The organism is Streptomyces sp. SID9727 (assembly GCF_010550605.1).
In the GTDB taxonomy this organism is placed as follows: Bacteria; Actinomycetota; Actinomycetes; order Streptomycetales; family Streptomycetaceae; genus Streptomyces.
Genome location: NZ_JAAGNI010000345.1, coordinates 72,378 through 85,309, shown reverse-complemented (window position 1 = coordinate 85,309; position 12,932 = coordinate 72,378). Strand labels below are relative to the sequence as shown.

Below are 12,932 nucleotides of genomic sequence, written 5' to 3'. Positions count from 1 at the left end.
CCGACACCGTACGAAGGCCGTCTCGCCCGGCACCACGTCCCGACAGCTCCGGCAGCAGCCAACATCACCGAGACGGGACCCCTGCGGCAACGCCCCCGAGGAAGGCATCCCTTGAGCAGCGACACCTTCACCACCGACGCCTTGGCCCTGCCGTTCTTCTGCCCGATCGGACCGGCCGTCCATCCGCACGCCGAAGAGGCGGAACGCCGTGCCCTCACGTGGGTCGACGCCATGGGTTTCGCCCGGTCCGAGAAGGAACGCGCCCGCACACTGGCCACCAGGAGCGCCGACTTCTACGCACGCTTCGCACCCGAGGCCGACCCCGACCGCCTCTGGCTCGCCGTCTGCTGGGTGTACTGGGGATTCGCCTTCGACGACGCCCGCTGCGACGAGGGCCCCCTCGCCTCCGACCCGTCAGGTTTCGCCCGCACGGCGGCACACACGCAGCGGGCCCTGGAGATCCCTGGGCCGCTGCGCACCGGTGACACCTTCGCCGATGCCGTGCACGACCTCGGCGAACGCTTCCGCGCCTGTGCCACCCCCGTACAGAACCGGCGCTTCCACCACGCTCATCAGGCGTGGCTCACCGGTGTCCAGTGGCAGGTCTGCAACCGTGCCACCGCGCTGATGCCCACCCTCGACGAGTACCTCACGATGCGGCTGCACGCCGCGGGCGGCGAACCCACCTACGCCATGCTCGAGATGGTCAACGGCGAGGAAGTGCCAGCCCGGGAGATGGACGATCCGGCTGTGCGCGCGCTCACCGAGATGGCCGTGTGCGTCGCGGCCCTCGACAACGACCGCCACTCCTTCGCCCGCGAGTCCTCACGCCGTCAGACCGATCAGAATCTGCTCACCGTTCTGATGGCCCACGAGGGCAGCACGCCCGAACAGGCGCTCCACCAGGGCGTCAGCCTGCGCGACAGCGTCCTGTGCCGGTTCCTCGGACTCAGCGAGAGCGTCCGGGCACATGCGAGCCGGTCACTCAACCGCTACATCGACGATCTCGCCCACGGCATCCGCGGCAACATCGACTGGGCCGCGAGAACACCCCGGTATGCCGCCGCCGACAGGGGCGGCGCCCCGCGTCCCGTAGCTCCGGCGCCCTCGCACTGGACGGACACTCCGCTGCCGGAAGGGCACGACCCTCGCGGCCTGCCCTCCATCGCCTGGTGGTGGCAGGTCCACATCTGAACGCATCCGCACCTGGATGCGCGGCGCGGCGACCGGTGCTCCCGGACGCCGGCCGCCGCGCGGCCGGTCACGTGCCGTTGACCGGCAGCCCCAGCTTCCTCACGTTGAAGGACGGCTCCATGCACACCCAACTCGTCGACGACAGGCCGGAAACACAGCAGGACGGACCGATCGCGGTCGTGGGGGCGGCGTGCCGCTTTCCCGGTGAGGTGAGATCCCTGACGTCGCTGTGGCGACTGCTGCTGGCGGGCCGGGACACCAGTCGCGAGGTTCCCGACGAGCGGTGGCGACAGTCGGAGTTGGCGGGCCTGCCCTCCCAGGTCGCCGACCGGCTGCGGTACGGGTGCTTCCTCGACGACGACGTCTATGCCTACGAGCCGGAGTTCTTCGGCATCAACGCGCAGGAGGCACCCTGGGTCGATCCGGAGCACCGGCTGCTGTCCGAGGTGGCCTGGGAAGCGATCGAGCACGCGGGCATTCCGGCCCAGCGGCTCTCCGGCACGCCGACGGGGATGTTCTTCGGGATCTATCAGAAGGACTACATGGTGCGGGTGCAGCGGCCTCTGGAGGAGGTCAACGCCTACGCGATGTACACCGGGTTCGACAGCATCGGCCCGGGCCGCGTCGGGTTCATGCTGAACCTCAGGGGACCGCAGGTTGTCCTGGAGAGTGCGTGTGCCTCCGGTCTGCTCGCGGTGCACGCCGCCTGTCAGAGCCTGCGCACGGGTGAGTCGGAGGTGGCGCTGGCCGGTGCCACGATGCTCACGCTGGGGCCGGAGGGGGTCATCGCGCCGGCGCTCTGGGGTGTCTTCTCCCCTACCGGGCACTGCCACGCCTTCGGCGCCGCCGCTGACGGCTACGTACGCGGGGAAGGGTGCGGGGTCCTCGTGCTCAAGCGGCTCTCCGACGCGGTGCGGGCCGGGGACCGGGTGCTGGCGGTGCTGCGCGGCACGGCGGTCAATCAGAACGGCCGGGGCACCCGGCTGAGTGCCCCGTCGCGGAGCGCACAGATCGATCTGTACCGGCTCGCGCTGGAGCGCTCGGGAGTCGAGCCGGGTGACGTCGGGATGATCGAGGCCCACGGGCCGGGTACCGCGGTGGGTGACCCCATCGAGTTCGCCGCGGTGGCCGAGGTCTACGGCAGGGGCCGTGACCGGTGTGCGCTGGGGTCGGTGAAGACGAACATCGGCCACACCGAACCGGTCTCGGGCGTGGCCGGGCTGCTGAAGGCCATCGCGTCCCTGCGTCACGGAGTGGTGCCCGCCAGCCTGCACTTCGGGAGCTGGAACCCGCAGATCGACGCGTCCGGCACTCGCCTGTTCGTGCCGACCGAGACGACTCCATGGCCCGTCGGTGGTGGAACCCGGCTCGCTGCGGTGTCCTCGTTCGGGATCAGCGGTACCAACGTGCACGTGGTGGTGGAGCAACCGCCCGCACCGGTCCGGCGCGCGGTCCGCCCGCGGCAGTGCCGTTCATCCGGCGCCGCCGCGGGCGAGACCGCCACGTTCCTGTTCCCGTTGTCCGCCGGTACGCCCGCGGCCCTGCGCTCGGCGGCCGGCCGGCTGGCCCGGTGGCTGATGGACGAGGGGGCCCGGACTCCGCTGGAGGACGTGGCGCACACGCTGGCCGTGCGCCGCTCACCCGCCCGGGAACGGGGCGCGGTCGTCGCCGCCGACCGGACACAGTTGGTGGACCGCCTGCGGAAGCTGTCGTCCGATGCCGTGCTGCCCGCGGGAGTCGCGACCGGCACGGCGGTGCCGGACGCCGGTCGCCGGGGCGTGGTGTGGGTCTTCTCCGGACACGGGTCCCAGTGGGCGGGCATGTGCCAGGGGCTGCTGGACCGTGATCCCGACTTCACCCGGGTCATCGACGAACTCGAACCGCTGGTGGCCGAGGAGTCCGGGTTCTCGTTGCGGCGGACGCTGCGGAGTCCTGAGGTGGTGACCGGGTTCGACCGGGTGCAGCCGGTGATCTTCGCGATCCAGCTGGGTCTCGCGGCGATGTGGCGCTCCCGCGGTGTCCAGCCGGCGGCGGTGATCGGTCACTCCATGGGCGAGGTCGCGGCCGCTGTCGCCTGCGGCGCGCTGAGCGTCCGGGACGGCGTACGGGTCATCTGCCGCCGCTCACGCCTCATCCTGCGGGCCGCCGGGCAAGGGCTGATGGCCTCGGTCGCCCTGGACCGCGAGGAGGTCGAGCGGCGGTTGTCGCGGGAGGGCGTGCGGGGGGTGACCGTCGCTGTCGTCGCCGCGCCGGGGAACACCGTGATCGGCGGGGACGCCGACCGCATCCGGCAACTGGCCGGGAGGTGGGACGCCTGCGGGGTCGGCGTCCGTGTCGTCGAGGTGGACGTGGCCTCGCACACCGCCCACATGGACCCCATCCTGCCCGACCTCGCGGAAGCGCTCGCCGGTGTGGCCGGTACGGCTCCGGAAGCGACGTTCTACAGCACCGTCACCGACGATCCGCGCGCCCGTGTCGGCTTCGACGCCCCCTACTGGTCGGACAACCTCCGCCAGGTCGTGCGCTTCGCCGACGCGGTACGCGCCGCGGCCGAAGACGGCCACCGGCTGTTCATCGAGGTGGGCCCCCACCCCGTGCTCACGCACCCGGTCCAGGCCACGCTCGCGGAGCACGGCTGCGCCGGCACGGCGGTCGTGCCCTCCCTGACCCGCGACACCGATGACCTGCTCGCGTTCCACACCCACGTCGCCGCCCTGCACTGCGCCGGCCACCCGCTGGACTGGGCCGAGCGCTACCGGGACGGGATCCTGGCGGACGTGCCCCCCACGACGTGGGAACGCACCCGGTACGTCGTGGACCCTTCCCCACTGAGGCAGTCCTCGGCATCCCACGGCAATGCTTCCTGGCACCCGCTCACCGGGCCGCACACCGTCGATCCGGACGCGGAGGGACGCCACCTGTGGCAGACACGTCTCACCGCTGCGACACTCCCCTGGCTGGATGCCCACCGTGTCGACGGCGTCGTCGTGGTACCCGGAGCCGCCTTGTGCGAGATGGCGGCAGCGGCCGCCCATGACGTGTACGACACCGGCACCGACCGGCTGGCGGTCACCGGCATCGACCTGCAGCGCCTCCTGCTGGTGTCCGACACCACGTCGGTCACCGCGACGGCCGAAGCGGCCGGCCCGGACTCCGCGCGCTGGCAGGTCGTCAGCACCACGGCCGACGGAGCACCGGTCCGGCACGCCCAAGGCTGCCTGCGCCTTGTCCCGAAGGACGAGCCCGTGCCACAGACGTGTGACCTGGAGCGTCTGCGGGCCGAGTTCGCCGACCCGGTGGACGCCGGGGAGATCTACCGCCAGATGCGCGAGGAGCGCGGCGTGCACCACGGCCCCGCCTTTCGCGGACTCCACTCCCTGCACGCGGACGGCGCACCCGTCGGCCACGCGGGCGCGCGCCTCCTGGCCCGGCTCCGGGTCCCCGACGAGGGCCGGTCCGGAGCACAGGCACTGCACTGCCACCCCGTCATCCTGGACACCTGCCTCCAGGCCGTCGCCGCAGTCGTCCTGCGCACCGGTGCCGTGCCCGAGGGAGGCATCCTGCCGCAGCGCATCGCCACACTGCGCCTGTACAGCACCCTGCCGTTGAGCGGTCACTGCCTGGTGACCCTCCGTCAGGTGGAAGATGGCCAGTACACGGCGGATTTCCGGCTGTGGGCCGACGACGGCAGCGTGGCCGCCGATGCCACGGGGGTGGAGTTCCGCCACGTCCCCGCGCAGAGCCCGCAGGAGCGCTTCTCGCAGCGCCTGCTGCGGACGGCGTGGGAGCCCTGCGAGCGCCCGGTGCCGCAGTCCGAACCCGGAAGCTGGGAACTCCTGGCGGAATCGGGACGCGCGCAGTGCGCGGAGGCCCTGGGGGACGCACTCCGGCGGCAGGGTGCCACGGTGTCCGTCCGGACGTTCGCCCCGGACGACGGCCACGGACCGTCGCCGGTGTGCGGGACGGACGGCCGGGCGCCACGCGCGGTGGTGTACCTGCCCGCATCGAGTGGGGCGGGCGACCGCTCACCGGACAGCCTGGCCCGGGCCCAGGTCGCACGGCTGGTGGAAGTGACCCGTGGTGCGGCGCGAACCGCGGGCGGCGGCGCTGCCGCACGCCTGTGGACCCTCACTCGGACCGCGCAGCGGATCGCCCCCGGGGACCGGCCGGACCTCGGACAGGCGGGTCTGCGGGGGCTGGTGCGGGTGCTGGGTTACGAGCATCCCGAACTGCGTCCGGCGGTTCTCGACGTGGACCCCGACACCCCGGTGGCCGAAGTGGCCGCCGAGCTTCTGTCCTGCCCCGACGAGCACGACGAGATCGCCTACCGGGGAGGCGTCCGGCACCTGGCGCGGCTGCGCAACTGTCCCCTGGACGAGCAGGAGCGCCGGCGCGCCACGGTCGACCGGGCGCGGGACCGGGTGGCCCTGCGTCTCACCCGGCTCGGTGACCTGGACTCCTTCGAGTTCGTCGCACAGTCCCGCCGTTCACCGGGGCACGGTGAGGTGGAGGTCCGGATCGACGCGACCAGCGTCAACTTCATCAACGTCCTGCAGGCCATGGGGGTCTACCAGCGCTTCAGCGCCGGAGAGGAAGCCCAGGACGTCTGCGCGTTCGACGGTGCCGGCGTCGTCACCGCCGTGGGGGACGGGGTCCGCGGTGTGCGAGAGGGCGACCGGGTGGCCGCCATGTTCGTGGACCGCTCCGATTCGGCCGTCATGTCCTCCTTCGCCGTGGTCCGCGCCGACTGCCTGCTGCCGCTGCCCGACGGTGTGAGCGGACCGGACGCGGCCGCCCTGCCGTGCGCCTATCTGACCGCCTGGTACGCCTTGCGGCATCTGGCGCGGCTCCGGCCGGGCGAGAAGGTGCTCATCCACTCCGCGAGCGGCGGGACCGGCCTGGCGGCGCTGAACCTCGCCCGTGCTTGCGGCGCGGAGGTCTTCGCCACCGCGGGAAGCGTGACCAAGCGGGCGTACCTGCGCGGACTTGGAGTCCAGCACGTGATGGATTCCCGTACGACGGACTTCGCCGAGCAGGTGCGGGTGCTGACCGGTGGGCGGGGCGTCGATGTCGTACTGAACTCGCTGACCGGGCCCGCGCAGTCCGCCGGGCTGGAGCTGCTGACGCACCAGGGCCGGTTCATCGAACTCGGCAAACGGGACATCTACGCCAACACCCGTCTGGGGCTGCTCCCGTTCCGGCACAACGTCACCTTCTCGGGCGTCGACATCCTGATGATGACGCAACGCCGCCCCGAACTGCTCGCCGAGGGCTACCGCGAACTGGCCGGGATGCTCGCGGACGGCGCCCTGCCGCTGCTGCCCGTCACGGAACAGCCCGTCGCCGAGGCCTCCTCTGCCTTTCACACCATGGCCCGTGCGCAGCACACCGGAAAACTGGTCCTCACCTGGCCGGCCCGGGGTACCGACATCCTTCCGGTGCTGCCCGAGGACGTCCCCGTGGTGCGGCCGGACGCGAGCTATCTGATCACGGGCGGGCTCGGTGGGCTGGGACTGCTCGTCGCCCGGTGGCTCGCCCGGCGGGGGGCCGCAGCCGTGGTCCTCAACTCCCGTACCACCCCGTCGGCGGCCGTCCGGGCCGATCTGGCCGCCATCACCGCGGATTTCGGTACCCGGATCGACGTCGTGAGCGGGGATCTGGCCGAGCCGGACGTCGCCGACCGCCTGGTCGGGGCCGCCGCGGACACCGGTCGTCCGTTGCGCGGAGTCGTGCACGCCGCTGCCGTCGTCGAGGACGCGACCGCGGACAACATCTCCCCGTCCCTCCTGGAGCGGGTCTGGCGCCCGAAGGCGACCGGCGCCTGGAAACTCCACCACGCCGTCGAGGGCCACCAACTGGACTGGTGGGTGGCCTTCTCCTCGGCCGCGTCACTGCTCGGCAACCCCGGGCAGGGTGCGTACGCAGCCGCCAACGCCTGGCTGGACGAATTCGCTTCCTGGCGCCGGGAGCAGGGTCTTCCGGCCACCTGCGTCAACTGGGGGCCGTGGGCGCAGGTCGGGCGCGGAGCCGGGATGGCGGAGCGGGGCTACGCCATGATCGCCGCCGAGGAGGGCATCGACGCCCTGGAACGCATCCTCACCCACGACCGGGAGCGCACCGCCTACACGCCCATCGACATGTGCCGTTGGCTGGACTCCTATCCCGACACCGCACGCACCGCGTTCTTCTCCCAGCTCGCCTCCCCGGCCGGGGACGGCTCACCCGGCTCCCCCAGCGCGCTGCTGGACCAGCTGAAGGAGACCGTAAGCGCCCAGCAGCGGTACCAGTTGCTGCAGGCCCATGTGGTCGAGCACATCGCCACGGTCCTGCGCCTGGAGACCAGTCGCTTCGACGCGGAGACCTCCCTGGTCTCCCTCGGACTGGACTCACTCATGGCCATCGCCCTGCGCAACCGCCTCCAGCGCGATGTGGGGCTGGACATCCCCACCACGGTGATGTGGACCCACCCGACCGCCTCCGCCCTGACCCACTACCTCATGGGCCGCCTCCACCCCGACGAGGACGACCATGAGGCGTCACCGCGCCCGGCCGCGGACGTGCCCCGCCCATCCGCACCGACCGACAGCACCCTCACCGCCCCCGTTTCCGCCCCGGACAACCGCTAGGTGCCTGCCATGACTCCTGCGCACACTTCCGCCCGCCCGCGCGCCGTATGGGACGTGATCGTGATCGGGGCGGGGCCGGCCGGTGCCACCGCCGCCCGCGTCGCCGCCCGCAGCGGCTGCACGACTCTCCTGCTGGAACGCGCCTCGATCCCTCGCTACAAGACCTGCGGCGGCGGCCTCATCGGCGCCTCCCTCGCCGCCCTGCCCCCCGACCTGCCCCTCAACATCCGCGACACGGCCGACCGGTTCACGTTCTCCCACAACGGGCACGCCGAACACACACTCAGCTGCTCCACCCCCACCTGCGCCCTGGTCTACCGCAGCGAACTCGACGCGGCGCTGACGGAGGCCGCCGCGACCGCGGGAGCACAGGTCGACGACTGCACCGCGGTCACCTCCCTGGAGCAGGAAGGCGACACGGTCACCGTACGGACCGGGCGCGGCGACACGTTGCGGGCGCGAGCCGTCGTCGGTGCGGACGGCAGTGCCGGCAGAGTCGCCCGGTACGTCGGAGTGCGCTGCGCCCAGGTCGATCTGGCGCTCGAAGTCGAGGTCCCGGTCTCGGACGTGGCCGCGGCCCGGTGGCAGGGGCGTGCGCTCATGGAGTGGGGTCCGCTGCCGGGCTCCTTCGGATGGGTGTTCCCGAAGGGGGATGTCTGCACCGCCGGAGTGGTCGCGGCGCGCGGGAACCCCACAGCACTGCGCGCGTACAAGGAGGACTTCCTCAGCCGTCAGGGCCTGGCCGGCTCCCGCCCGCTCCACGACACCGGTCACCTGACCCGGTGCCGCCGCTCCGACTCGCCCCTGGCACGGGGCCGTGTTCTCGTAGCGGGCGACGCCGCCGCCCTCGTCGACCACTGGTCCCGCGAGGGCATCTCCTACGCACTGCGCTCGGGCGATCTCGCGGGCAGGGCCGCCGCCCGCCTCATGGACGCCCCCGAGGAGGAGGTCGACGCTGTCACCGGTGACTACGGGTGGCAGATCGCCGAAGTCCTCGGCGTCGAGATGGAGGCCAGCAGCACTTTGATGAACCTCTTCGTCCGCAACCCCCGCCTCGTGCACACCGCCTTGACCCGTCTGCCTCCCGCCTGGCGCCGCCTCGACGCCTACATCTCCGGCCGCACCAGCGTCGCCCGGATCATGGCCACTCCCCTCCTCCGCACCACCACCGCAATCGCCACCCGCCTCTCGCCGGCGATCGAAGCCATGCACCGACCGGTATGACGAGCCGGCCTGTCGGCCCCACCGGCTGCCCTGAGGCGTGCCCGCACGTGCGAAAACGGCATGGGTGACCAAGCACGGCCTCGGCGCGGCGCTGGGGTCGGGAGGACCTGGACTGGAGAACCTGCACGCCCTCATGCTCGACACCCTGGTACCGGCCTGCGCGACGCTGCTGGACGCCTGCGCCACCGAGGACGGGATGCCCCCTTGTGCCACCGCCTACAGGCTGATGCGCGCCATCGGAAACCTCCGCATCACCGGCCCCGACTACGGCCAGTCCTACGCCAAGCACATGGTCGCCCTCGTCCCTGCCGGATGCCGCGACACCGGATGACGGTCCGCCGGCCCGCGCCGCCCCGCACGCGTCCCGGCCCCCGCAGCACCGCTCCACCCCGTCCCGCGGCACCCGCGTATCCGAACCGGGCTCAGCCGTGTACCGGACGACGGGCGGTGACCAGCCAGGAGCTGCTGCGCATCCGCACCCCGTGGTCCGTCTCGTGGCGCCGCAGGGCGGCCGTCAGCACCTGTCGCGCCGCTTCCCGCGCGGGCTGGGCCACCTGGTCCAGCAGGTGGCGTACGGGGCCGGAGTCCAGCAGGAACGCCGCGGCGTCCGCGGCGTCGGCGCCCCACTTCCCCATCGCTTCGGTGCGCCGCACATGCGCTTCCTCGAACCCGCCCCCGGCAAGTAGTGCCCGGACGCGGCCGGGATCGGCGAGGGAGAACATGCCGGGCCCGTCGGCGTTCCCGAACCCCCCGAGCGGAAGGATGTCCTTGAGCGAGGCCAGCGCGGCGAGCCATTCCTGAGCCTCCGCCTCGGCCGCACAGATGAACGCCAGCCGGCCGCCGGGCCGAAGCGCGCGGCGGAGGTTGGCGAACGCGGCGACCGGGTCGCCGAAGAAGGTCATTCCGTAGCGGCTGATGACCGCATCGAACGCCCCGCCGTCCAGCGGGTGAACCTGCGCATCGCCCTGCATGAAGGCCACATTCGCGACCCCTTCGCGCACGGCGCTTTCACGGGCGCTGCCCAGCATCGGCCCCGAAAGGTCCAGGCCGAGCACCCGGCCGCGTGCGGCGCGACGGGCGGCGAGGCGGGTGGTACGGCCCGTTCCGCAGCCCACATCCAGGACCGCGTCGGCCCCGGCGATGACCGCGGCATCCAGCAGGGGCTGGTTGAACCCGTCGTTGACAGCGTCCCAGCGCTCCTGGCTGCGGGCCCACTGCGCACCCTCGTACCCGTTCCACGCCTCGGCCTGCGCGGTGTTGGCGAACTGCCCCATGGTTGACCTCCGTCCCGCCGGGCGCGACAATGCACCCCCGACCCTAGAATGGGCAAGTGCCCAAAGAGTATGGGCGAACGCCCATAGTTGCAACGGGCCGAAAGGAAGGGGCTGTTGTGTCACCTCGTGGAGTCGCGATTCCGGATCTGCGCGAGCGGCTGTTCGCGGCCGCGGAACGGGTGGTGGCCCGCGACGGCGCCGCCTCTCTGACCAGTCGGGCGGTCACCACGGAGGCGGGCTGCGCCAAGGGGGTGTTGCACACGCACTTCGCCGGCCTGGACGAGTTCGTCGCCGAGCTGGTCCTGGACCGCTTCGCCCGCAGCGCCCGCCAGGCGGAGGCGCTGCGGGCCAAGGCGGGCCGCGCCACGGTCGCGGAGAACCTCCAGGAGGTCATCCAGACGCTGATGGACTCGCTGCCGCCCGCGGTGGCGGGCCTGGCGATGACCCGCCCTGCGGCCGCGTCGCACACGCGCGACGGTCTGCAGTCCGGCGCGCCCGCGTTCGAGGCGATCCAGCATGCCGTCACCGCGTACCTTCAGGCGGAACAGCGCATCGGCCGGGTCCCTGCCCGCAGCGACGCCGCCACCATCGCGCTCGCGCTCGTCGGCACGACCCACCACCTGCTGATGACCGGCAGCCCCGGACAGACCACGGACTCCGCGGCGACCACGCGGCGGCTACTGGCCGTGCTCCTTTCCGTCTGACGCCGGTCAGTCGGTCTGCACCCCGCCGAGCGCGGGTCGGCGGGCGGTGGTGAACAGCGCCGCGGCAAGGAGGGCGGTTGCCGCTCCGAGGAGGGCTACGGCGGTGGCGAGGCCGCCCGCCGGTTTCTTGGCCGCCAGAAGGATCAGGGGGCAGAGGAACTCGCCGAGGAAGAAGGCCGCGGTCCACAGGCCCATACCGCGTCCCCGGTCCGCGAACTGCAGGAGGGACATGGCCTTGGTGACCAGCGCAGGCAGCAGCAGACCGGTACCGACGCAGTTGATGACGGCGCCGGCGATGAGGAGAGGGAGCCCGTCGGCGAGCCCCATCAGCACGAAGCCCGCGGCGCACAGGGCGAACAGAACGGGCAGGCGGTGGCGGTGATCCGGGGAGAGACGGGTGAACAGGACGGAGCCGAGGACGGTGGCGGCGCTGGCCACCGCGGTGACGGCGCCGATGGTGGCGGTGGAGTCGGTTCCCAGGTCGTCGAGGAGGTAGGCCATCTCGACGGGGACGGTGTAGAAGACAACGGCGCCGAAAACCGTGAGGAGGCAGATGCCGGCCATACGCCGGACGGGGAACGGACGTCTCGGGAGCGGTACCTCCGCCGCTCTGTCGGGCGTCGGCGGAAGGGGCGCGGGAAGGGCGCGGGCCATGAGGGGCGCGACGAGCAGTCCGACGGCGTAGAGCCAGAAGGGGGCGCGCCAGTCGGCGGCCCCGAGGGCCCCGCCGAGTACGAAGAAGACGGTGGCCGAGGCGGCCGCGCACATGGTTTGCAGGGCCAGGTAGCGGTCGCGGAGTTCACCGCTGTAGTAGTCGCCGATGAGGGTGGTGCAGGCGGTCATGATCGCCGCCTCGGCTATGCCCACGAGGACGCGGCTGATCAGGATGGCGTGGAGCGAGTCCAGCCACAGGGGGGCCGTTCCGAACAGCGCGTAGAGGGCGGTGGCGACGACGAGCAGGCGTTTGCGGCCGAGCCGGTCCACGATCATTCCGGCGAACGGGGCGAGCAGTGCGAGGGCGAGCGCGGGGACGGTGAGCACGACGGGGACCAGCGCTTCGCTTCCCGGCACGCTGTCGAAGTGGTCCTGCATGCGGGGGAGCACAGGGGCGAGGAGTACCGCGCCGAGGACGGGCAGGCAGCTGCCGGCCATGAGCACGACGGCCGGAAGCCGTCCGGCGCGGGCGGTGCCGGGGTTGGCGGGCGGCGGTGCGAGTGGGGCGGACATGGGAGCACTCCAAGGCAGCGGAGGGGCACTTCGTCAGTGACGTTGCGCCCGGGACGGAGCGATTGTGCCTCGAATATGCGTGCTACAGGGGGTACTGCCCATCTTCTGGATCATCAACGTCAGCGACGAGCAGCGATCGGCCGCGCGAACAGAGGGCGTTCGAGGCGATGCCCGCCACGAGTGCTGTTTACAGGGGCAGCTGACAACGCCTCAGTAGCGCGAGGCAACGGGCCGGTGCGGGGCCTTCGATTCTCGTCGCCCGGAAGATTCCGATGGGTTGGGGCGTTGGACACGGGCATGAAGATCAGTGAGGCTTCCACCGTCAGCGGTGTGAGTGCGCGGTCGTTGCGGCACTACGAGGACGAGGGGTTGATCGTCCCGGGGCGGCTCGGCAACGGGTTCCGCGACTACTGCCAGACCACGATCGACCGGGTGCTCGTCATCCGGTCACTGCTGGAGTCCGGGTTGCCCGTGAGGTTGGTCAGGGACGCTCTGCCCGGCCTCACCGACGGATCCGGTGCGGGCGCCCAGGTGACGCGCGCGGAGTTCCTGCACGAGGTCGGCGACTTCCGCGATCGGCTCGCCGCTCGGATCGCCGTGCTCAGCGCTCAGCAGACGGCACTCGACGCATACCTGCGCGCGGCTCGCCGGGCCGATCTCTGACCGTTCACCGGCGTCCCCTT

The 12,932-nt window shown here is 72.1% G+C and carries 7 protein-coding genes and 1 pseudogene; 6 read left to right on the top strand and 2 right to left on the bottom strand.

The window, feature by feature from the left end:
• The first annotated feature begins 111 nt into the window (after positions 1–111).
• From G3I41_RS23585 to G3I41_RS23570, 4 genes and pseudogenes are all read left to right on the top strand, one after another.
• Positions 112–1,194, top strand: a complete 1,083-nt coding sequence (locus G3I41_RS23585; protein ID WP_164402387.1) for a hypothetical protein — start codon at positions 112–114, stop codon at positions 1,192–1,194.
• Between the two features lie 119 nt (positions 1,195–1,313).
• On the top strand, positions 1,314–7,820 hold the full coding sequence (locus G3I41_RS37510) for a type I polyketide synthase (protein ID WP_164402386.1): 6,507 nt from the start codon (positions 1,314–1,316) through the stop codon (positions 7,818–7,820).
• A gap of 9 nt (positions 7,821–7,829) precedes the next feature.
• Complete coding sequence (locus G3I41_RS23575) at positions 7,830–9,044, top strand: geranylgeranyl reductase family protein (protein WP_164402385.1); 1,215 nt, start codon at positions 7,830–7,832, stop codon at positions 9,042–9,044.
• 64 nt (positions 9,045–9,108) lie between these two features.
• A pseudogene (locus G3I41_RS23570) lies at positions 9,109–9,375 on the top strand (TetR/AcrR family transcriptional regulator); the annotation flags it as partial.
• Positions 9,376–9,466: 91 nt separating this feature from the next.
• On the opposite strand, the gene G3I41_RS23565 reads toward G3I41_RS23570, so the two are convergent.
• Positions 9,467–10,318, bottom strand: a complete 852-nt coding sequence (locus tag G3I41_RS23565) for a class I SAM-dependent methyltransferase (RefSeq protein WP_164402384.1) — start codon at positions 10,316–10,318, stop codon at positions 9,467–9,469.
• Positions 10,319–10,434: 116 nt separating this feature from the next.
• On the opposite strand from G3I41_RS23565, the gene G3I41_RS23560 reads away from it, so the two are divergent.
• Positions 10,435–11,022, top strand: a complete 588-nt coding sequence (locus G3I41_RS23560; RefSeq protein ID WP_164402383.1) for a TetR/AcrR family transcriptional regulator — start codon at positions 10,435–10,437, stop codon at positions 11,020–11,022.
• A 6-nt stretch (positions 11,023–11,028) separates the two neighbouring features.
• Here the strand turns inward: G3I41_RS23560 and G3I41_RS23555 are convergent, their stop codons facing one another.
• The gene (locus tag G3I41_RS23555) at positions 11,029–12,174 is read right to left on the bottom strand and encodes an MFS transporter (RefSeq protein WP_239081797.1); all 1,146 of its coding nucleotides are present in this window, start codon (positions 12,172–12,174) and stop codon (positions 11,029–11,031) included.
• Positions 12,175–12,546: 372 nt separating this feature from the next.
• On the opposite strand from G3I41_RS23555, the gene G3I41_RS23550 reads away from it, so the two are divergent.
• On the top strand, positions 12,547–12,912 hold the full coding sequence (locus tag G3I41_RS23550; RefSeq protein ID WP_164402381.1) for a MerR family transcriptional regulator: 366 nt from the start codon (positions 12,547–12,549) through the stop codon (positions 12,910–12,912).
• Positions 12,913–12,932 lie beyond the last annotated feature (20 nt).